This is a genomic window from Streptomyces ruber, from assembly GCF_014648075.1.
In the GTDB taxonomy this organism is placed as follows: Bacteria; Actinomycetota; Actinomycetes; order Streptomycetales; family Streptomycetaceae; genus Streptomyces; species Streptomyces ruber.
Genome location: NZ_BMQK01000001.1, coordinates 1 through 21,018, shown reverse-complemented (window position 1 = coordinate 21,018; position 21,018 = coordinate 1). Strand labels below are relative to the sequence as shown.

Below are 21,018 nucleotides of genomic sequence, written 5' to 3'. Positions count from 1 at the left end.
GCGCGAGGCTCATGGACATGACCGAGAGCAGCTTCCGCCGCAGCGGCGAGTACGAGCAGCAGTACCCCCAGGGACACGCACAGCACACCTGCACTCCCGTAACGGCCGCCACTCCCGTCGCTCCCGTCAACCCGGAGTGGCCGCCCCCGCCGGCGTACGAGCCGGACGCGGCGCCGGTCGGACACGAACCGGCTCCGAAGCCCAGGAAGCGCGCCCGCGGTCCGGTGGCCCTGCTCGCCGCCGTGGCGATCGTGGCCGCCGCCATCGGCGGCGGCACCGCCTACGGCATCCAGGAGCTGACCGGCAACGACACGGTCGCCGCCGCCTCCAGCCGCACCACCAGCGTGGTCCCGACCAGCGAGAAGGGCACCGTCGCCGGGGTCGCCAAGGCCGTCAGCCCGAGCATCGTGGAGATCAGCGCCACCTCGAACGCCGGTGCGTCCACCGGGTCCGGCGTGATCATCACGACCGACGGCGAGATCATCACCAACAACCACGTGGTCTCCGGCGCCTCCTCGATCACGGTCACGACCGACGCCGGCAAGGAGTACTCCGCGCAGGTCGTCGGCACCGACAGCGCCAAGGACCTGGCCCTGATCAAGCTGGAGAACGCCTCCGGCCTGACGGTGGCCTCCCTCGGCGACTCGGACGACGTCCAGGTCGGCGACGAGGTCGTGGCGATCGGCTCCCCCGAGGGTCTGACCGGCACCGTCACCAGCGGCATCGTGTCCGCCCTCGACCGGGACGTGACCGTCTCCACGGACGAGAGCCAGGGGCAGCAGCAACAGCAGGGCGGCGGATGGCCCTTCGAGTTCGGCGGCCGCCAGTTCAACGGCGACACCGGTTCCTCCACCACCACCTACAAGGCGCTCCAGACGGACGCCTCCCTCAACCCGGGCAACTCCGGCGGCGCCCTGATCGACATGAACGGCAACATCATCGGCATCAACTCGGCGATGTACTCGGCGAGCGGCTCGTCGTCCTCCGCCTCCGCGGGCAGCGTCGGCCTCGGCTTCGCCATTCCGATCAACACCGTGAAGTCGGACCTGAGCACGCTGCGGGCGGGCGGCGCGGACAGCTGAGCATCGTCCGTCCGAACGGGCCGTCCGTACGGGCCGTACCGTCCGGGGGTCCCTGCTGCCGGGCCGCCGGACGTGCGAGGCTGAGGCCGGAGGCGCCCGCCCCGTGCCCGCCCGCCCCGTCCACATGTCCCCGCGCACCCGAGGAACGACACCACCATGAGCCCCGCCGAAGGCGACCGTGAACCCCAGCGCATCCTGATCGTCGACGACGAGCCGGCCGTGCGCGAAGCACTCCAGCGCAGCCTCGCCTTCGAGGGGTACGGCACCGAGGTGGCCGTGGACGGCGCGGACGCGCTGGAGAAGGCCGCCGCGTACCGGCCCGACCTGGTCGTCCTGGACATCCAGATGCCGCGCATGGACGGGCTGACCGCCGCCCGCCGGATCCGCGGCGCGGGCGACCTGACGCCGATCCTGATGCTGACGGCGCGCGACACGGTCGGCGACCGCGTCACCGGTCTGGACGCGGGAGCGGACGACTACCTCGTCAAGCCGTTCGAGCTGGACGAGCTGTTCGCCCGGATCCGCGCGCTGCTGCGGCGCAGCACGTACGCGGCGGCGAGGGCCGCGGACCGGGGGGCGCCGCCGGAGGACGTGCTGGCCTTCGGCGATCTGACCATGAACCTGGCGACCCGGGAGGTCACGCGCGGCAGCCGCCCGGTGGAGCTGACACGCACCGAGTTCACGCTCCTGGAGATGTTCATGGCGCACCCGCGCCAGGTGCTCACCCGCGAGCAGATCCTGAAGGCGGTCTGGGGCTTCGACTTCGAGCCGTCCTCGAACTCCCTCGACGTGTACGTGATGTACCTGCGCCGCAAGACCGAGGCGGGCGGCGAGCCCCGGCTCGTGCACACGGTGCGCGGCGTGGGCTACGTGCTGCGCTCGGGCGGCGCGGAGTGAGGAAACTCGTCCGCCGGTACAGCTCCCTGCCCCTGCGGGCCCGGCTGTCGCTGCTGGTGGCGGCGGCGGTGGCGTTCGCGGTGGCGGCGGTGTCGGTGAGCTGCTGGTTCGTGGTGCAGCAGAAGCTGTACGACGAGATCGGGGACGATCTGCAGGGAGCGGCCAAACAGCCGCTGCCCACGTCCAAGATCAGCAACCTGCTCCGGAACTGTCCCCAGACCCCGTCCGGTCAGTCCGGCAGCGACAACGGTTTCGGCCCGCAGGCCAGGTCCATGTACTACCAGGTGGTCGACGCGGAGGGCGCCGTCTGCGTGTTCGTCGACTCGGCGGGCTCGGTCGAGGTCACCGGCGACGACAAGCGGATCGCCGGCGACTCCGAGCACGAGACGGCCGTGTTCCGCAACGGCACGGACAGCGACGGCAATCCCGTACGGGTGCTCACCATGCCCCTGACAGCCGGCCAGCCCCTGAACGGTGCGGTGCCGGTCGAGGGGTACGCCCTGGTGATCGCCGCGCCGCTGACCGGCACTCAGGACACCCTCAACGACCTGGCCCTGCTGCTCCTCCTCGTCTCCGGCATCGGGGTCGTGGGCGCGGGCGCGACCGGTCTGGTGGTGGCCCGTGCGGCCCTGCGTCCCGTCGACAAGCTGACCGAGGCCGCCGAACACATCGCACGCACGGAGGACCTGACCATCCGTATCCCGGTGGAGGACGAGGCGGAGGACGAGATCGCTCGCCTGTCCCGGTCCTTCAACTCCATGACGAGCGCGCTGGCGAACTCCCGCGAGCTCCAGCAACAGCTCATCGCGGACGCGGGGCACGAGCTCCGCACCCCCCTCACGTCCCTGCGCACGAACATCGAGCTGCTGGCGCGCAGCGAGGAGACGGGCCGGGCGATCCCGGCGGAGGACCGCAAGGCGCTGCTCGCCTCGGTGAAGGCCCAGATGACCGAACTGGCCTCGCTCATCGGAGACCTCCAGGAACTGTCCCGCTCCGACTCGGACACGGACCGGCACGGCGACCGCGTCCAGGTGGTGGACTTCGTGGACACGGTGGAGTCGGCGTTGCGCCGCGCCCGCCTGCGCGGCCCGGAACTGACGATCACGGCGGACCTCGCCCCCTGGTACGTCCGCTCCGAACCGGCGGCCCTGGAACGGGCGATCGTCAACATCCTGGACAACGCGGTGAAGTTCAGCCCGGAGGGCGGGACGGTCGAGGTGTCCCTCACGGAGGGCGTCCTGACCGTCCGCGACCACGGCCCCGGCATCCCCGCCGAGGACCTCCCCTACGTCTTCGACCGCTTCTGGCGCTCACCCAGCGCGCGGGCCCTTCCGGGTTCGGGCCTCGGGCTGTCGATCGTGGCGAGGACGGTGCGGCAGTCGGGAGGTGAGGTCGCGCTGGCGCGCGCGGAGGGGGGCGGCACGGTGGCGACGGTGCGGTTGCCGGGGGCGCCTACGGCACCGCCGGAGCTTCCTTAGGGGGTACGGCTCCCTGCGCGTCGTGCCACGGACGGACGGGTTCCCGTAGGAAGGCCGCGAGGCGGTCGGCCTCGTTGTTGATCGCGGTGTGGTCGGCGGGGGTGAGGGGGCGGAGGGGGTTTACGGTGACGGTGCCAGTGCTGTTGTCGGTGGTCCAGGTGGCGGCCACCCGGCCGTCGACGAGGACGAGGCGTTCACCGGCGACGGAGAGGCCGCGGTGGGTGTCGTCGATGAGGCGGGTGCGGTCGTGGTAGCCGAGGACGGCGTTGTCGAAGGCGGGCAGGAAGCGTACGGGGGCGGGGGTGTCCGGGTCGGGTCTCGGGGCGTCGGGGAGATCGAGCAGTTCGCGGCCCCGGTCGTCGCGGAAGCTGATCAGCTCGCCGGCATCGCGGAGGGCGGCGACGGCCCCCGGCAGGCCGGCCAGGCCGCACCAGGCGCGCAGGTCAGTGCTGGTGGCGGGACCGAAGGCGCGCAGGTACCGGCGGACGAGTTCGGCGTCGACGCCGCCGGGGGCGGGCGGGTCGGTACGGGCGAGCCAGGTGGACAGGGGCAGGTACGACGCTCCGGCCTTGCTGCGCCAGGTGCCGCGCGGCGGGAGCTGGACAGTGGGGACGAGTGCGGCCACGGCGGATTCGCCCAGGACCCGGGGCCGGATGCCGGGCCAGTGCGCGGCGAGGGCCCGGCCGATGTCGCCGAGGGAGCGGGGCAGGCCGTCGGCCATGAGGTCGTGGGCCCGTGCGGCGAGGACGTCCGGATCGAGGCCGGCGAGGTCGCGGCGGTACGTGCCGAGGGTGCGCTGGCGGAGCAGAGTGTGGTGGCGGGGCCGCCAGTGCCACGCGTCGTCGGCGGTGACCAGGTGCACGGTGCGGCGCATGAGGTGGAGACGGACGAGCGTCCGCTGTTCGAGCAGGCGCGACAGCTCGTGGGGGTCGAAGTCCCGTACCCGGGACCAGAGTCCGACGAACGGCTCCTGGGGTTCCTGGGCCTGCAGTCCGCCGAGGTGGGTGACGGTATCGGGGAGGCCGGCGCCGGTGCGGTCGAGCAGGAACTGACGGGCCAGGGTCGCGCGGTTGAGGGCCCGGGGGCTGAGGCGGGCGGTCACGGGTGATCCGTTCTGTGGGCCGGGGATTCAGGCGGCCGTGCGTTCTCCGGTGGGGCGGCGGCGCAGCCCGGGCTCGGTGAGGGACGGCGGCACGTGGGCGACGTCGATGGTGCCGAGGTCGGTGCCGGGCGCGACGACCTCGTCGATCCGGTCGAGGACATCGTCGCCCAGGGCGGTTCCGGCACCGGCCAGCAGATCGTCGAGGTGGGCCGTGGTGCGTGGACCGACGATGGCGGAGGTGACCGCGGGGTGGCTGATGGCGAAGGCGACGGCCATGTGGGTGAGCGGCAGACCGGCCTCTTCGGCGATCGGAAGGAGGCGCTCGACCGCGTCGAGTTTGCGCTCGTCGGTCATGTGCCTGGGCACCCAGTGCATACGGGCGCCGGAGATCTCCTGCTTCGCGCCCTTGCGGTAGCGGCCGGTGAGGAGGCCCATGGCCAGGGGGCTCCAGACGAGGGTGCCGAGGCCGTGGCGCGCGCAGACCGGGAGGATCTCGCGTTCGATGCCGCGGTTGAGGATCGAGTAGGTCGGCTGTTCGGTGCGGAAGCGGGCGAGTCCGCGCCGCTCGGCGGCCCACTGCGCCTCGACGATCTCGGAGGCGGGCATGTTGGAGTGGCCGATCGCGCGGATCTTGCCGGCGCGCATCAGGTCGGTGAGGGCGGCGAGGGTCTCCTCGGTGTCGGTCTCGTGGTCGAGGTGGTGGACCTGGTAGAGGTCGATGTGATCGACGCCCAGGCGCCGCAGGGACCCCTCGAGGGCGGTGACGATCCAGCGGCGGGAGTTGCCGCGCCGGTTGGGGTCGGTGCCCATCGGCCCGTTGAACTTGGTGGCGAGCACGACGTCGTCACGGCGGCCCCTCAGTGCCTTGCCGACGATGCGTTCGGTCTCGCCGTGGCCGCCGTAGACATCGGCGGTGTCGATGAAGTTGATGCCGGCGTCGAGCGCCCGGTGGATGATCCGGGTGCAGTCGTCGGGGTCGGGGTTACCGGCGGGGCCGAACATCATGGTGCCCAGGCAGTAGGGGCTGACGTGGATGCCGGTGCGGCCCAAGGGGCGCGTGCGCATGGGGAGGTTCCTTCGCTGGGAGGCTGGGAGGCTGGGGGCCCGGGGTGCACGCCACCCGCAGTGGCGTGCACCCCTTGGAGGAACGCCCTGTCAGCCGGCGCTGTACTCGGCGGCCACGTCCAGCACCCAGGTGACGCCGAACCGGTCGGTCAGCATCCCGAAGGCCGGCGCCCACTGCGCGGGCCCGTACTCCTCGACGACGGTGGCGCCCTCGGACAGCTTCTTCCACAGCTCGCCGACCTCCTCCGCGCTGTCACCGCGGACGGACAGGAAGAACGGCTCGTGGGTCAGCGTCATGCCGTGCTCGCGCCGGGTGGTGCCGGCCGGGCCCGCCTCGGCACCGGCCTGGCTGGGGATGTCGTAGGCCATGACGCGGAAGCCGTCGTCGGCGACGACCTCACCGAAGACGATCTTGTCGGCGTCGGGCAGCTCCCTCGGCATGCCGAAGTCGCCGTAGGTGACGGCGGTGAGCCGGCCGCCGAAGACGGACCGGTAGAACTCCAGCGCCTCGCGGGCGTCGCCCCGGAAGTTGAGGTGGGCGGTGGTGGCGAAAGCCATGGTGACTCCTGTGACTCCAGGGGGGATTGCTCGTGGTCGTCCGCCCGGCACGCGCGGTGCCGGCCGGTTCGAGAGCAAGATTCGCAGGGGTAGGTGCCAGGTTGTGGCACCTACTCGGGGCAGAATCGGCTCCATGCCGCCGCCGAAGACATCTGCCCGACTGCTGACCCTGCTGTCACTGCTGCAGACCCGCCGCGACTGGCCCGGCACCCTGCTGGCCGGCCGCCTCGGCATCAGCCTGCGCACCGTGCGCCGCGACGTCGACCGCCTCCGCGAGCTCGGCTACTCCATCGACGCGGTGAAGGGACCCGACGGCGGCTACCGGCTCGGCGCCGGCACCGAGCTGCCGCCACTGCTGTTCGACGACGAACAGGTCGCCGCACTCACCGTCGCCCTGCGGGTCACCGCGACCCGGCCGGACGACACCCTTGCCGAACCTGCCGCGCGGGCGCTGCACACCATCCGCCAGGTCATGCCCGCCCGGCTGCGCCACCGCATCGACGCCCTGCGGGTCACCGCCGTCGAACCGCCCACCACCCGGCCGTCCGCCGCGGTCGGCAGCGACGTGCTGCTCGCGGTCAGCGCCGCCGTGCACGCCCGCGAGGTCCTGCGTTTCGATTACGTCAGCGGCAGCGGGCAGACGACCGAGGAGTCGCCGCGCCGTGTCGAACCCCACCACGTCATCACGTGGGACGGGCGCTGGTACCTCATCGCCTTCGACCTCGACCGGCAGGACTGGCGCACCTTCCGCGCCGACCGGATCACCCCACGCACCCCCACCGGCCCCCGGTTCACCCGGCGCGAGCTTCCCGGCGGCGACATCACCACCTACGTCACCGGCGTCTTCCGCGGCTCCACCGACGACTCCGGGGATTGGCCGTGCCGGGGGACGGTGATCCTAGGCCTGGACGCCGCCACCGTGTCCCTCTATACCCGCGAGGGCCTGGTCGAGGAGCTAGACGACGGCCGCTGCCGGCTCACCCTCGGGTCATGGTCCTGGACGGGCCTGGCCTCAGCTCTTGCCAAGTACGACGCCGAGATCGAGGTGGTCGGGCCGCCGGAACTCATGGATGCCTTCGCTCAGCTCGGCAGCCGTTTCCTGCGTACGGCGAGGGGGTCCACTGCTACTTCGCCATGAGCACGAAAGCGGACCAGGAGGCGGTGGGAAAAATCAGCGGGGGTGCTCCGGGAACCTTGCTGTCGCGGACGGGAACTATGCCGGGGTGGCCGTCGGAGACCTCGACGCAGTTGTTGGCTCCCCCGTCGCTGTAGCTCGACTTGCGCCACACAGCAGCACTGAGGTCAGGGGTGTGGGTCATGACCTGAACTCCTCCAGAATGCCCCGGATGAACGTCAGTGAGTCCGACGGGGGCAGCGCCATGTCTCTGAGCCGATCGTAGGACAGGCGATGGGAGATGACGTCTCCCGAATCGTCCAACAACTCGCCACCGGTGTTGCCTTCCTTGTAGGCAACACCATCCCCGTCCTTGAGCCACAACAGGGTCAGTGATCCCTCCATGTGGTGCGGTTAAGCGGCGAACGGAAGCACTTGAACAGTGACGTTGGGGCACAGACCGGCGGCTTCGATGTGCAGAAGTTGCTCCTCCCAGGTCTTCGCGGTGGGAAAGCGGCGCCGGAAAGCAGACTCATCGATGATGAAGCGGGCGGTTGGCGCCGAATTGCGGTGCAGGATCAGTTGCCGACCCATGCGCGCGGCCACTTGTTCGTCAACCGCCTCGTCGGTCTCACCCGTTGCCTGAGCTCCAGACAACGCCTCTCGAGCGACGTCCTCGGTTTGCAACAGCCCAGGAAACCCCAACGTGAACACGTGCACGATCCGCGCCTCGGCTTCAAGGCGCATGTACTGCTTGTACTGGTCCTTGTAAGCGTCGTGCCGCGCCACCTTCCAGAGCTGAACCAGCAGGTCGCCCGACCCATAGAACCGATCAAGCTCCTCCATGACCGACATCTTCGCCAGCCGCTGCCCGGACTCCAGACGGCTCAGATAGCTCTTGTCGTAGGACGTCTCCTGAGCCAATTGCCCAAGCGACTTCCCCGCCTTCTCCCGCAGATATCGAAGCGCCCGCCCCAGTCCAGCAAGCCCATCGTCAACCTTTTCCCCCACGTCACCCCTCCCCGTTGCCTGGCGCGCCAGACAACACCGGACCTCTTCCGCAGCGTACGTGCCACCAGTGACGATCGGAGCACAAACCGTAATCGCCGCTTGTCACGGCACCGAGCAGGGAACACCCATGCGCGTACGCCTCGCCGAAGCCTGCGAGTTCGTCCTGCTGTTCCTCCTGCGGGCGTTGCTGCCCGCCCAGGGACGCCACCGGGCCGACGCCGTACCGGCCCCGTCCCCGGCCTGCTCCCCGCCCGTACATCCACAGGCCACCCGCGACGCACAACCGCAGGAGTGGGACACCCCCCTCGTACGCCCCTACCTCCTCACCCCGGACGAGCGCCGCGAGCGCAAGCTGCAACGCCGGCGCCGCCAGGCCCTCTGGCCGGCCGCCCACGGCATCGACGTCGGGCCCCGCCCCCGCCACATCCACGGGATGGAGGTCTCCGCATGACCACGAATCTCCGCCTGCTGCCCTGGACCACACCCGAAGGCAAACCCTGCTACCTGAGCTCCGACGGCGGCGACGGCACCCTGTCCCGGCTCGCCGACGACGTGGAGGCGGCCCAGCTCGCCTCGGGCGAGCAGGTGCTCGCAGGATCCAGAGCCGTACTCGCCGATCCCAAGGCCGGTGAGCGGGCGATGCGCTTCGCGCTCACCAGGGCGACGGAGTGCCTGGAGGACGTCATCCGGATCTCGGTCAGCCGGGGCGAGCGCGTCCCAGGAGACGAACGGTGACACCGCCGCTGTCGTCCTCCAGCAGGCACCCATCACGCTCTACCGTGTACCTCCGGTCCAGCCACACCGCCCCCCGCCGGAGAAGAGAAACCGATCATGGCCCACGAGGTGGATCCGAGCTCCTGCGAGAGAACGCCCGAGGCGATCCGCGCGGCCCTGCAACGGCGGCCCGACTGGTTGCGGGCCTTCGAACAGGACTGGCTCAGCGCGGCGGCGGACTTCGACCGGCCGGCGCTCGACTCCGTGACCGACCGGTGGTTCCCCTTCGCCTGCGCCTGTGCGACGCCCGGTTATCTGGACGAGGTGGAGCAGACGGTCAGGCGGATGACCGACGGCGACACCGAGGGCATGCTCTTCCGCGACGCGGACGGTCACGCCTACGACTCCGACAACCGGCCCATCGACGCCGGCAGGTCGGGATGAACCCGTACGCGACCAGATACGTCGAGCGCGCGGCCCGGCGCAGGGCCGCCCTGAGCACGCCCCGCCGTGCCTCGCTCGAAGCGCTGGAGAAGCGCCTCAGCCTCAACCCGTTCGGCACGCCCGCGCTCAGCAACCGGGACAACAGCTGGTCGGCGTCGTTCGAGGGCGGCTTCATCACCTACGTCGTGTCCAACCGCCATGTGGTGATCAACGTCATTGACCTGGTGGCTCTCTGATCACGTTGTCCACTCCGGCAGGCACCGCCCGGCCGTCTCGTGGGCCACCCGTCCGAACGTGCTGCCGAGTCCGTGCGTGCCCGGAGCGGTTGTGGGACGGTGAGTACAGCCCCGCGACCCGGGGCGGAGGGGTCTGTGATGGGACGCCGAAGTCTGCTCCCTGAGGATCCGCAGCACGTCGGGCCGTACTGGCTGGCCGCCCGGCTGGGGTCCGGCGCGCAGGGTGTGGTCTTCGAGGCGTACGACCCGGCCGGGGCGCGGGTGGCGGTGAAGGTGCTGCACCCGTGGGTCGCCTCGGGGCCGAAGGCGCGGGACCGGTTCGCCAAGGAGGTGCGGGCGGCGCAGCGGGTGGCGTCGTTCTGTACGGCCCGGGTGCTGGACGCCGACACGGAGGCGGACGGTCCGTACATCGTCAGTGAGTTCGTGCCCGGCCCCGACCTGCACTCGGCGGTGCGGGCGGCGGGTCCGCTCGCGGGGGACGCCCTGGTGCGGCTGGCGACCGGGGTGACCACCGCGCTGGCCGCGATCCACCGGGCGGGGGTGGTGCACCGGGACCTGAAGCCGAGCAACGTGCTGCTGGGCCCGGACGGCCCGCGCGTCATCGACTTCGGCATCGCCCGGATCACCGAGGCGACGCTCACCGACACCGGCGCCATCATGGGCACCCTCGGCTACCTCGCCCCGGAGACCCTGCTGGGCCGGCCCGCGAACCCCGCGGCCGACGTGTTCGCCTGGGGCGCGGTGGTGCTGTACGCGGCGACCGGCACCGAACCGTTCCGCGGCGAGAACCTCGGCGAGACCGTCGTCCGCGCCATGGAACACCACCCCGATCTCACCGCCCTCCCCCCGCTCCTGCAGCCACTGGCCGACGTCGCGCTGGCCAAGCGGCCCGAGGACCGGCCCAGTGCCGCCGCCCTGCTGCTGCGCCTGCTCGGCGTCGACCACGACACCCTCCAGGCGCTGCGGGCGGGGGCCAGTGCCGCGGCCCGCGGGGCCCCTCCCGTGGTGCCGGACTCGGTGCCGGATCTCGGCGAGGCGGCCGAGGCCGCCTACCAGTCCCTGTCCCCCGAGGCGCGGGCGACGGCCCGGGAGGTGTGGCTGCGTCTCGTCGTCCCGGGCAGCGCCGCGGACGGCTCCCACGACGGCGTCCGCACCGCCCACCCCGACGAACTGCTGGCCGGCCGCCCGGCGGAGGAACAGGACCGCGTACGTCAGGTGCTCACGGTGTTCGCCGACGCGGACGTGCTCGACCGTGAGGAAGCCGTCCTCCGCCCGGTCAGTGCCGCGCTGCTGCGGGCCTGGCCCCGGCTGCGCCAGTGGACCGACACCGACCGCACCGCCCTCCAGGTCCACCGCCGCCTCGGCCGGGCCGCCCGCACCTGGCAGCACCACGGACGGCGTCCGGAGGACCTGGAGCGCGGCACCGCCCTGCGCATCGCCCTGGGCTGGGCGGCCGCCGCCCCCGCCCGGCTGCGCCCGGACCCGGTGGAACAGGCGTTCCTGCAGGCCAGCCAGGCCGCCGAGACCCGCCGGGGGCGCCGCGCCCGCCGCCTCAACGCGGTCCTGGCCGGGGCGCTCGTCCTGACGCTGATCGCGACCGGACTCGCGCTGTGGCTCCGGCACACCGCGGTGGACGCGCAGCACGAGGCACAGTCACGGCTGTCGCACCAACTCGTCGTCCAGTCCGACGACTTGATCGGCACCAACCCGGACCTGGCCTCCCTCCTGGCCATCCAGGCCTACCGCACCAGTCCCACCGCCCAAGCCGCCGCCAGCCTGTACGCAGCCGCGGAGCTCCCCCTCCGGCACCGCCTGACCGGCCACACCGACACGGTGTTCAACGTGGCGTTCAGCCCCGACGGCAGGACTCTCGCCTCCGCCGCCTACGACAGGACGGTGCGCCTGTGGGACACGGCAACCGACACCCTCCGCCGGACCCTCACCGGCTACCCCGACCGCGTGTACGCGGTGGCGTACAGCCCTGACGGCCGTACCCTCGCCACCGGCAGCAAGGACGCCAAGGTGCGGCTGTGGGACACGGCCACCGACACCACCCGCCGCGTCCTCACCGGCCACACCGCCGATGTGAACACGGTGACGTTCAGCCCCGACGGCAGGACACTCGCGACCGCCGGCAACGACCGGACGGTGCGGCTGTGGGACACGGCCACCGGCACCACCCGCAGAGTGCTCACCGGCCACACCGACATCATCTACGCGGTGGCGTTCAGCCGTGACGGCAGGACCCTCGCCACCGGCAGCGCGGACAGAACGGTGCGGCTGTGGGACACGGCCACCGGCACCACCCGCAGAGTGCTCACCGGCCACACCGACAACGTGAACTCAGCGGCGTTCAGCCGTGACGGCAAGACCCTCGCCACCGGCAGTGACGACAGGACGGTACGGCTGTGGGACGCGGCCACCGGCGCCCTCCGCACCACGCTCACCGGCCACACCAACGCCGTGAACCGGGTGGCGTACAGCCCCGACGGCACCACCCTCGCCACCGCCAGCGCGGACAAGACGGTACGGCTGTGGGAGGCGGCCACCGGCACCCCTCGCACCACCTTCGCCGGCCACACCGGCTCCCTGCTCGCGGTGGCCTACAGCCCCGACGGCACCACCCTCGCCACCGGCGGCTGGGACAAGACCGTGCGGCTGTGGGACCTGACCGCGAACGCCCCCCGCGCCTCCCTCACCGGTCACACCGGTCCGGTGCTCGCGGTGGCGTACAGCCCCGACGGCACCACCCTCGCCACCGGCGGCCGGGACAGGACCGTACGGCTGTGGGACAGGGACACCGGCGCCCTCCGCACCACCCTCACCGGCCACACCGACGCCGTGCTCGCGGTGGCCTACAGCCGCGACGGCAGAACACTCGCCACCGGCGGCCGGGACAGGACCGTACGGCTGTGGAACACCGCGACAGGCGCCCTCCGCACCACCCTCACCGGCCACACCGGCGCCGTGAGGGCGGTGGCGTACAGCCCCGACGGCGCCACCCTCGGCACCGGCGGCGAGGACCGCACGGTACGGCTGTGGAACACGGCCACCGGCACCCTTCGCAGGACCCTCAACGGTCACGCCGACTTCGTACTCGCGGTGGCGTACAGCCCCGACGGCAGGACACTCGCCACCGGCGGCGAGGATCAGACGGTGCGACTGTGGGACACGGCCACCGACACCACCCGCACCACACTCACCGACCACACCAACGCCGTGACCTCGGTGGCGTACAGCCGCGACGGCTCCACCCTCGCCACCGGCAGCGACGACCAAACGGTACGGCTGTGGGACGCGGCCACCGGCACCCTCCGCACCACACTCACCGGCCACACCAACGCCGTGACCTCGGTGGCGTACAGCCCCGACGGCACCACGCTCGCCGCCGGCGGCTGGGACAGGACCGTGCGGCTGTGGACCGTGCGCCACTTCGACGTGCGGAAGGCGGAGCAGAGGATCTGCGCGGCCCTCCGGCGCGACTTCACGGACGAGGAACGGTCCACGTACCTGCAAGGCCAGACCGTCGCCCCGGTCTGCACCTGACGCGCCCCGGACTCCTCTTCCCGAGCCCGGCAACCTTTCCGCGCCCGGCTCCCACCAAGGGACGGCCCGCCCCGCACCACGGGCCCCCATCCCCCCGCACGGAACGGAGTTCGGCGCATGGCGCGCATGACTGAGATCCGCGGCAGGACACTGCACCGCAGACGGAGCACCGCCCCCCTGATGGCCGGCGTCCCGCTGGCGCTGGTCCTCGCCGCGACGCCGGCGTCCGGCGACGTGTCGGGAGTCGTCGAGGAGGGCGTGCAGGCGCGGGCCGCCGCGGCCGCCGTCGCCGCGGCGCCCGCGTGGGCGAGCGACGTGGCCGACGGCTTCGCGTCGGTCGACGCCCTGGGGCAGGACGGGACGTACGGCGGGCGGGGCGGCCGGACCGTCACCGTGAGGACCCAGGCGGACCTGGAGAAGTACGCGACCGCCGCCGAGCCGTACGTGATCGTCGTCGCGGCGGCCATCGACATCAACCCGGTCGGCCGGGAGATCAGGGTCGCCTCCGACAAGACGATCGTGGGCTCGGGGACCTCGGGGCAGATCGTCGGCGGCGGGTTCTTCCTCGGCGAGGGCGTCCACAACGTGATCATCCGGAACCTCACGATCCGGGACACGTACCAGGGCACCTGGAACGACAAGGACCACGACTTCGACGCCGTCCAGATGGACGGCGCCCACCACGTGTGGATCGACCACAACAACCTGCGGAGCATGGCCGACGGGCTGATCGACAGCCGCAAGGACACCACGTACGTGACCGTGTCCTGGAACCGGCTGAGCAACAACAACAAGGCCTTCGGCATCGGCTGGACGGAGAACGTCACCGCCGACCTGACCATCCACCACAACTGGTTCCAGGAGGTCGAGCAGCGCAACCCCTCGGCCGACAACATCGCCCACGCGCACCTCTACAACAACTACCTGGAGGACGTGGCCGGGACGGGCATCAACTCCTCGTACGGCAACTACGCGCGCGGCCGCACGAAGATGGTCCTGGAGAACTCCTACTTCCAGGGCTTCAGGAACCCCGTGCAGAAGGACGGCACCGCGGCCCTCGTACAGCGCGGGAACGTCTTCTCCGGTACCAGCGGGCGCAACGAGAGCGGCGGCACCGCCTTCGATCCGAAGTCGTACTACGACTACACGCTCGACGCGGCCGCCGACGTGCCGTCGGTCGTCAGGTCCGGTACGGGACCGCGCAGCACCATCGGTACGACCGCCGCCGCGGCCTCGGCCACCACCCTCACCGTCGCCAAGGACGGCAGCGGCCAGTACACGACCGTCCAGGCCGCCGTGAACGCCGTGCCCGCGAACAACCCCTCCCGCGTGGTGATCGCCGTCAGGCCGGGCACCTACCGGGAGCTGGTCAAGGTGCCCTCGAACAAGCCGCACGTCACCATCCGGGGCACCGGCGGCAGCCGCAACGACACGGTGATCGTGTACAACAACGCGGCCGGCACACAGAAGCCCGACGGCTCGGGCACGTACGGCACCAGCGGCAGCGCCACCGTCGCCGTGGAGGCCGACGACTTCCAGGCCCGCAACCTCACCATCACCAACGACTTCGACGAGGCGAGGAACCAGAGCCTGAGCGGGCACCAGGCGGTCGCCCTGCGCACCGCCGCCGACAAGGTGTTCCTCGACTCGGTCATCGTCAACGGCGACCAGGACACCCTGCTCCTGGACACCGCGGCCAAGGACAGGCCGGGCCGGGTCTACCTGACCAACTCGTACGTCACCGGCAACGTCGACTTCGTCTTCGGGCGGGCCACCGCGGTGATCGACCGGTCGGTCCTGACGCTGAAGAAGCGCTGGGACGGGTCGTCCGGCGGGTACGTCACCGCGCCCAGCACGGCCGCGAACCGCAAGGGCTTCCTGATCAACCGGTCCACCGTGAACGGCGACGTGTCCGCGTCCAGCTTCTACCTGGGCCGTCCCTGGCACGCGGGCGGCGACGCCGCGCTGGACCCGCAGACCACCGTCCGCGAGAGCACGCTGAGCGCCGCGATCAAGTCCACGCCGTGGACCGACATGAGCGGCTTCTCGTGGAAGGACGACCGGTTCGCCGAGTACCGGAACACCGGTCCCGGCTCGGGCGCCGCGAGCAGCAACCGTCCGCACCTGACGGACTCGCAGGCCGCCGGCCAGGAGGTCGCGGTCTGGCTGGGGGACTGGACGCCGACGGCGTCCTGACCCCCGGGACCCGAGTACGGCGAAGTCCCCCGCTCCTTCCGGAGGCGGGGGACTTCGCCGTCATGTCGCCGTCAGCCGACGATCGTGATCCGGTCCGCAGCCGGAGGCGCCAGCGGGCTGTCCGCCGAGGAGTTCGCCAGCAGGTACCGCTCCAGCGCCGTGAGGTCGTCCGCGCCGACCAGCGGGTCCGTGCCCGCGCCCAGCGTGGTGAAGCCGTCGCCGCCGCCCGCGAGGAAGCTGTTCATCGCGACCCGGTAGGTGGCCGTCTCGTCGACGGGCTCACCGTTCAGCCGGATCGAGTCGGTGACCACCCGGTCGGCGCCCGACTTCGTCAGGTCGAGGGTGTACGTCAGATTGGCCGACACCTGGAGGACCTTCGGCGAGGCCGCGTTGGAGCCGCTCACCTGCTCCTTGAGCACCTGCACGAGCTGGGCGCCCGTGTAGGTCTGCAGGTTCACCGTGTTGGCGAACGGCTGGACCGTGAAGCCCTCCGCGTAGGTCACCACGCCGTCGCCCTCGGCGCCCGAGGCCGCGTAGGTGAGCGGGGCCCGGATGCCGCCCGGGTTCATCAGCGCGAGGTCGGTCTCCGGGTCCAGCTCCTTGCCGTAGGCGAGCTGCGCGTCCGCGATCAGGTCGCCGAGCGGGGACTCCGTACCGGAGTTGCCGATGTCGCCCGAGATGTGGCCGATGGCGCGGTTGCCGATCGGGGCGGCGAGTTCGCTCCACTTGTCGATCAGCCGGGTCATGTCGGGCGCCTTCTCGACGTCCCGGGTGACCACGTGGTTCGCGGACTTCACGGACGTACGGGCGATGTCGCCGGTCCAGCGGTCGTACGTCAGCGTCGTGTCCGTGTAGAGACGGCCGAAGGACGCGGCCGAGGTGACCGTGCGCGGCTTGCCCGCCGGGTCGTCGATCGTGCAGACGTACGCGTTGTGCGTGTGGCCGGTGACGAGCGCGTCGACCTTCGGCGTGATGTTCTTGGCGATCTCCACGATCGGCCCGGAGATGCCGTCGCCGGCGCCCGGGGAGTCGCAGTCGTAGTTGTACGACGACGAGGCGGGCTGGCCGCCCTCGTGGATCAGCGCGACGACCGACTTGACGCCCTGGCGCTCCAGCTCCTTGGCGTACCTGTCGATCGTCTCGACCTCGTCCTTGAACTTCAGGCCCTTGACGCCCTCGGCGGAGACGACGCCCGGCGTGTCCTCCAGGGTGACCCCGATGAAGCCGACCTTGACGCCGTTCTTCTTCCACACCCAGTACGGCTTGAGGACGGGCTTCCCGGTCTTCTCGTCCAGCACGTTCGCCGCGAGGTACGGGAAGTCGGCGCCCTTGAACCTCTTCTTCTCGTAGCAGCCGTCGGTGGGGTGGCAGCCGCCGTTCTGCAGCCGGGCCAGTTCCCTGGCGCCCTCGTCGAACTCGTGGTTGCCGACGCTCGTCACGTCGAGGTCCAGCTTGTTCAGCGCCTCGATGGTGGGCTCGTCGTGGAAGAGGCCCGACAGCAGCGGGGAGGCGCCGACCATGTCGCCGCCGGCCGCGGTGACCGAGTACCCGTTGCCCTTGCGCGCCTCGCGCAGGTGCGTCGCCAGGTACTCGACGCCGCCCGCGTCCACGGTCTCCGTCGTGCCGTCCTCGTGCCGGTGCGTGACGCGCCCGGAGGAGCCGGACGGCGGCTCCAGGTTGCCGTGCAGGTCGTTGAAGGACAGCAGCTGCACGTCCTGGTAGCGGCCGGGCCACGCGGGACCGGGCTTGCCGTGGCCGTGCGCCTTCGTCTCACCGGCGGAGGCCGGGAGCGCGGCGACGAGGGCGCCGACGGTGGCGATACCGGCGGCCCCGGCGAGCAGGCGGCGCGTACGCCGTCCGCGGCGTTCCGGGCGAGGTGTGGCGGCTGACATCTGCTCCCCTGGAGGATACGAGTGTGCGATGAGCGAACGGGGCGTAAGGACCCGTCCGGCGCAGCCTAAGGTCAACGCGCGTAGCGCGACAGGGGGTGCCGGGTTACGGACGGGTGACCACCGGGGACGGTCACCGCGCCCGGGCGCATCCCCATGCTGTCCCCGCGCACCCCACCGGGCCTACCCTCATAGTCATGACCAGCCACGACACCGCTCCCCAGGGCCCCGCCCGCAGCATCGAAAGCCTCACCACGCCGAGCGCCGACCAGATCGAGGCCGTGTCCGCCCTGCTCACGGAGGCGGCCGGGGCCGACGGTCAGATGGCGGTGTCCGAGCAGGGCCGGCTCCAGCTGCGCGGCGGCGCGCGGGCGGGCGTCCGGCACCTGCTGCTCACCTCGAACGACACCCTCGTCGGCTACGCCCAGCTGGAGGACACCGACCCGGTGGAGGCCCCGGCCGCCGAGCTCGTCGTCCACCCCGCCCACCGGGGACGCGGCCACGGGCGGGCCCTCGGCGCCGCGCTGCTCGCCGAGTCCGGCAAGCGGGTACGGGTCTGGGCGCACGGCGGGCACCCCGCCGCCCGGCACCTCGCGCAGGTCCTGGGCCTCACCCTGTTCCGCGAGCTGCGCCAGATGCGCCGCCCGCTGGACGGCTTCGACCCGCCGGAGCCGGCGCTGCCCGAGGGCGTCACGGTCCGCGCCTTCGTCCCCGGCAAGGACGACGCCGCCTGGCTCGCGGTGAACGCCGAGGCCTTCGCCCACCACCCCGAGCAGGGCTCCCTGACCCAGCGCGACCTCGACGACCGCAAGGCGGAGCCGTGGTTCGACCCGGCCGGCTTCTTCCTCGCCGAGCGCGGCGGGGAGGTGATCGGCTTCCACTGGACCAAGGTGCACGAGCAGGAGGGACTCGGCGAGGTGTACGTGGTCGGCGTGCGCCCCGAGGCCCAGGGCGGCGGCCTCGGGCGGGCCCTGACCACCATCGGCCTGCGCCACCTGGCCGGCCGGGGCCTGCCGACCGCGATGCTGTACGTCGACGCGGACAACAAGGCCGCGGTGACCGTGTACGAGCGGCTCGGCTTCGTCACGCACGAGACGGACCTGATGTACCGCACCGAGAGCTGACCGGTACGGAATACCGCGAACACCCCCGAGGGGACGGCGAGCTTGACGCCGCCCCCTCCCTTGCACCACCCCGCCCCCTCCCTTGCACCACCCTTTCACTACTCAATTAGTGAAAGGGTGGTGGAGCGAGTGGTCGAGTACCGCATCGACAGACGCAGTGGCGTCGCCACCTACGTACAGATCGTCCAGCAGACCAAACAGGCCCTGCGCCTGGGCCTGCTGCGGCCAGGCGACAAGCTGCCCACGGCCCGCGAGGTCGTGGAGGCCACCGCGATCAATCCGAACACCGTGCTCAAGGCCTACCGGGAGCTGGAGCGCGAGGGCCTCGTCGAAGCCCGCCGCGGCCTCGGCACCTTCGTACGGAGGTCCCTGGGCTCCGCCCCGGCCGACTCCCCGCTCCGCGCGGAGCTCGACGCCTGGGCGGACCGGGCCCGCGCTGCCGGACTCGAACGGGACGACGTGGCGGCGCTCCTCACCTCCGTACTGGACCAGCACTTCCCGCACGACCACGGCAAGGGGGACACGACATGACCGACACCGCCATCGAGGCGGCCGGACTGGGCAGGACGTTCGGTGGGCGGGGCAGACGGAGCAGGCGGGCGCTGCACGGGTGCGACTTCCGGCTGCCGACGGGACGCGTGTGCGCGCTCGCCGGGCCGAACGGCGCGGGCAAGTCGACCCTGCTCGCCCTCGCGGCCGGACTGCTGCGGCCCACCGAGGGCACGGTCACCGTGCTCGGCACGACCCCGGCGGCGGCCCGCGAGCAGATCGCGTACGTCGCCCAGGACAAGCCCCTGCACCCCCAGCTCACCGTCGCCGAGACCCTGCGCATGGGCCGGGACCTCAACCCCCGGCGCTGGGACGCGGCCACCGCCGGGCGCATCGTCGCGGACGGCGGCCTCGCCCCGGACGCCAAGGTCCGCACCCTCTCCGGCGGCCAGCGCACCCGCGTCGCCCTCGCCCTGGCCCTCGGCAAGCGGCCCAGACTGCTGCTCCTGGACGAGCCGATGGCCGACCTGGACCCCCTCGCGCGCCACCAGCTCATGGGCGCCCTGATGGCGGACGCCGCCGAGCACGGCACGACCGTCGTGATGTCCTCGCACGTGATCGCCGAGCTGGAGGGCTCCTGCGACCACCTGCTGCTCCTCGGCGGCGGCCGGGTCCGGCTCGCGGGCCCCGTCGACGACCTGCTCGCCGCGCACGCCCTCGTCACCGGTCCCCACGGCGACCTCGCCCCGCACACGGTGGTCGAGTCACGTGTGACGGGCCGTCAGCTCACCGCGCTCGTCCGCCCGCGCGGCCCGGTCGGCGCGGGCCTGACGAGCAGCGAACCGACGCTGGAGGAACTGGTCCTCGCCCACCTCCGCGCACCGGACGCCCCGGCCCTCACCCTGACCGACGCCCCCGAGGAGGCCGCCGCATGACCGCGACGACCGTGCAGACGACGACCGTGGACACTCCGCCCACCGCCTTCCGGGGCCTGGTCCGCACGACGCTGCGCCTGCACCGCTCGGCCCTGTGGTTCTGGGTGCTGCTCCTCGTCGTGGCCGCCGGGGCGCTGCTGTGGATGTACGGGCCGGGGGGCGACGCAATGTGGCACCTGTACCAACCGGAGAGCTGCACCGCTCCCGGCGTGGACTCGTGCCACTTCCAGCCGGGCTCCGCCATCAACCGCTACGACACGGTGTCCGCCCTCGCCACCGGCCTGCTGAGCCTCGCGCCACTGCTGACCGCCGCCTGGGCGGGCGCGGCACTGATCGGCCGCGAGCTGGAGAACGGCACGGCGGCCCTCGCCTGGACCCAGTCGGTCTCGCCGGCCCGCTGGCTCGCGGCCAAGCTCGCCGTGCCGGCCGCGCTCCTCGTCACCGGTACGGTCGCCCTCACCCTGCTGCACCGCACGGTCTGGTCCGCCAACGGCACGCTGTGGCAGTCGGTGGGCCGACAGTGGCACCAGGAGAACGTCTACATCGCCAACGGCACCCTGCTCACCGCCTACGCCCTGCTCGCCCTGGCCGTCGGCGCCCTCGCCGGACTGCTCGCGCGGCGCGCCCTGCCCGCGCTCGTCACGGCCCTCGTGAGCCTGTTCGCCGCCCTGTACGTACTCGGCGACCTGCGCCCCCACCTGTGGCCGGTCAAGACGCTGACCGGCACGGACGGCTACCCGCCCTACAGGGACACGGACATGGTGCTGGGCGACGGAGCCCTCACCTCCACCGGCGCCCGCGTCGAGGACCCGCTCTGCGTGGACGACGCCGCCTGCCTCGCCCGGCACGACATCGTGGGCTTCTACCGCGACTACCACCCGGCCTCCCACTTCTGGCCACTCCAGCTCGTCGAGACCGGCATCGTCCTGGCCGTCGCCGCCGCGCTCACGGTCGCCGCGTTCGCCCTGCTCCGCCGTCGTACGGCCTGACGGCGGCGCCCGTGCGCGCGGGGGGTACGTTCCTCCACGGGGGAGGGACGTACCCCCCGTTATGTTTTTCGCGGTCCTGCAAGAGGGCCGCTGGCCTCCGGGCCCGGCATGACTGTTCCCCCCTGTCGAACCAATGACCTGGGGGGTGG

19 protein-coding genes and 1 pseudogene are annotated in these 21,018 nt (G+C 72.0%); 14 read left to right on the top strand and 6 right to left on the bottom strand.

The features are described 5' to 3' along the window. Nucleotides 1-17 precede the first annotated feature (17 nt). The 3 genes from IEZ04_RS00100 to IEZ04_RS00090 all read left to right on the top strand — a co-directional run bounded on the left by IEZ04_RS00100 (nt 18) and on the right by IEZ04_RS00090 (nt 3,457). On the top strand, nt 18-1,082 hold the full coding sequence (locus IEZ04_RS00100) for a S1C family serine protease (RefSeq protein WP_189214525.1): 1,065 nt from the start codon (nt 18-20) through the stop codon (nt 1,080-1,082). A 156-nt stretch (nt 1,083-1,238) separates the two neighbouring features. Next, nucleotides 1,239-1,979, top strand: a complete 741-nt coding sequence (locus IEZ04_RS00095) for a response regulator transcription factor (RefSeq protein ID WP_189214524.1) — start codon at nt 1,239-1,241, stop codon at nt 1,977-1,979. Beyond that, the gene (locus IEZ04_RS00090) at nt 1,976-3,457 is read left to right on the top strand and encodes a sensor histidine kinase (protein WP_189214523.1); all 1,482 of its coding nucleotides are present in this window, start codon (nt 1,976-1,978) and stop codon (nt 3,455-3,457) included. Before IEZ04_RS00095 ends, IEZ04_RS00090 begins: the two co-directional genes overlap by 4 nt. On the opposite strand, the gene IEZ04_RS00085 is transcribed toward IEZ04_RS00090, so the two are convergent. From IEZ04_RS00085 to IEZ04_RS00075, 3 genes are all read right to left on the bottom strand, one after another. Next, nucleotides 3,432-4,559 carry a winged helix DNA-binding domain-containing protein gene (locus IEZ04_RS00085; protein WP_189214522.1) on the bottom strand — a complete coding sequence of 376 codons (1,128 nt, stop codon included), beginning with the start codon at nt 4,557-4,559 and terminating at the stop codon, nt 3,432-3,434. The two genes, IEZ04_RS00090 and IEZ04_RS00085, sit on opposite strands and share 26 nt — an antisense overlap. Nucleotides 4,560-4,586: 27 nt before the next feature. Continuing rightward, nucleotides 4,587-5,624 (bottom strand): aldo/keto reductase, encoded by a 1,038-nt coding sequence (locus IEZ04_RS00080; protein ID WP_189214521.1) that lies wholly within the window; start codon nt 5,622-5,624, stop codon nt 4,587-4,589. 90 nt (nt 5,625-5,714) lie between these two features. Beyond that, a complete protein-coding gene (locus IEZ04_RS00075; RefSeq protein WP_189214520.1) occupies nt 5,715-6,182 on the bottom strand; it encodes a VOC family protein in 468 nt (155 codons plus the stop codon). A gap of 133 nt (nt 6,183-6,315) precedes the next feature. On the opposite strand from IEZ04_RS00075, the gene IEZ04_RS00070 reads away from it, so the two are divergent. Further along, nucleotides 6,316-7,320, top strand: a complete 1,005-nt coding sequence (locus tag IEZ04_RS00070; RefSeq protein ID WP_189214519.1) for a helix-turn-helix transcriptional regulator — start codon at nt 6,316-6,318, stop codon at nt 7,318-7,320. On the opposite strand, the gene IEZ04_RS00065 is transcribed toward IEZ04_RS00070, so the two are convergent. Together IEZ04_RS00065 and IEZ04_RS00060 are read right to left on the bottom strand one after the other, a co-directional pair. Then, nucleotides 7,307-7,501 carry a DUF397 domain-containing protein gene (locus IEZ04_RS00065; RefSeq protein WP_189214518.1) on the bottom strand — a complete coding sequence of 65 codons (195 nt, stop codon included), beginning with the start codon at nt 7,499-7,501 and terminating at the stop codon, nt 7,307-7,309. The genes IEZ04_RS00070 and IEZ04_RS00065 overlap by 14 nt on opposite strands. Further along, nucleotides 7,498-8,307: pseudogene (locus IEZ04_RS00060) on the bottom strand (helix-turn-helix domain-containing protein). Before IEZ04_RS00060 ends, IEZ04_RS00065 begins: the two are co-directional and overlap by 4 nt. A gap of 127 nt (nt 8,308-8,434) precedes the next feature. Between IEZ04_RS00060 and IEZ04_RS00055 the strand changes: the two are divergent. The 6 genes from IEZ04_RS00055 to IEZ04_RS00030 all read left to right on the top strand — a co-directional run bounded on the left by IEZ04_RS00055 (nt 8,435) and on the right by IEZ04_RS00030 (nt 15,443). Next, a complete protein-coding gene (locus IEZ04_RS00055; RefSeq protein ID WP_189214517.1) occupies nt 8,435-8,758 on the top strand; it encodes a hypothetical protein in 324 nt (107 codons plus the stop codon). Beyond that, complete coding sequence (locus IEZ04_RS00050) at nt 8,755-9,042, top strand: hypothetical protein (protein WP_189214516.1); 288 nt, start codon at nt 8,755-8,757, stop codon at nt 9,040-9,042. The genes IEZ04_RS00055 and IEZ04_RS00050 overlap by 4 nt, the downstream gene beginning before the upstream one ends. A 96-nt stretch (nt 9,043-9,138) precedes the next feature. Beyond that, nucleotides 9,139-9,465: a DUF6247 family protein gene (locus tag IEZ04_RS00045; protein WP_189214515.1), complete on the top strand. Its 327-nt coding sequence runs from the start codon at nt 9,139-9,141 to the stop codon at nt 9,463-9,465. Beyond that, nucleotides 9,462-9,701, top strand: a complete 240-nt coding sequence (locus IEZ04_RS00040; protein ID WP_189214514.1) for a hypothetical protein — start codon at nt 9,462-9,464, stop codon at nt 9,699-9,701. The genes IEZ04_RS00045 and IEZ04_RS00040 overlap by 4 nt, the downstream gene beginning before the upstream one ends. Nucleotides 9,702-9,839: 138 nt before the next feature. Next, nucleotides 9,840-13,247 carry a protein kinase domain-containing protein gene (locus IEZ04_RS00035; RefSeq protein WP_189214513.1) on the top strand — a complete coding sequence of 1,136 codons (3,408 nt, stop codon included), beginning with the start codon at nt 9,840-9,842 and terminating at the stop codon, nt 13,245-13,247. A gap of 126 nt (nt 13,248-13,373) precedes the next feature. Beyond that, nucleotides 13,374-15,443 carry a pectinesterase family protein gene (locus IEZ04_RS00030; protein ID WP_189215320.1) on the top strand — a complete coding sequence of 690 codons (2,070 nt, stop codon included), beginning with the start codon at nt 13,374-13,376 and terminating at the stop codon, nt 15,441-15,443. 71 nt (nt 15,444-15,514) lie between these two features. On the opposite strand, the gene IEZ04_RS00025 is transcribed toward IEZ04_RS00030, so the two are convergent. Further along, the gene (locus tag IEZ04_RS00025) at nt 15,515-17,335 is read right to left on the bottom strand and encodes a bifunctional metallophosphatase/5'-nucleotidase (protein ID WP_189214512.1); all 1,821 of its coding nucleotides are present in this window, start codon (nt 17,333-17,335) and stop codon (nt 15,515-15,517) included. Nucleotides 17,336-17,529: 194 nt separating this feature from the next. Between IEZ04_RS00025 and mshD the strand changes: the two genes are divergently transcribed. From mshD to IEZ04_RS00005, 4 genes are all read left to right on the top strand, one after another. Next, a complete protein-coding gene (gene mshD, locus IEZ04_RS00020; RefSeq protein ID WP_189214511.1) occupies nt 17,530-18,456 on the top strand; it encodes a mycothiol synthase in 927 nt (308 codons plus the stop codon). Nucleotides 18,457-18,585: 129 nt separating this feature from the next. Further along, entirely contained in the window at nt 18,586-18,987 is a 402-nt protein-coding gene (locus IEZ04_RS00015) for a GntR family transcriptional regulator (protein ID WP_189215319.1), read from the top strand. Next, nucleotides 18,984-19,880, top strand: a complete 897-nt coding sequence (locus IEZ04_RS00010; RefSeq protein WP_189214510.1) for an ABC transporter ATP-binding protein — start codon at nt 18,984-18,986, stop codon at nt 19,878-19,880. The genes IEZ04_RS00015 and IEZ04_RS00010 overlap by 4 nt, the downstream gene beginning before the upstream one ends. Next, complete coding sequence (locus IEZ04_RS00005) at nt 19,877-20,869, top strand: ABC-2 membrane transporter-related protein (protein ID WP_189214509.1); 993 nt, start codon at nt 19,877-19,879, stop codon at nt 20,867-20,869. The genes IEZ04_RS00010 and IEZ04_RS00005 overlap by 4 nt, the downstream gene beginning before the upstream one ends. Nucleotides 20,870-21,018 lie beyond the last annotated feature (149 nt).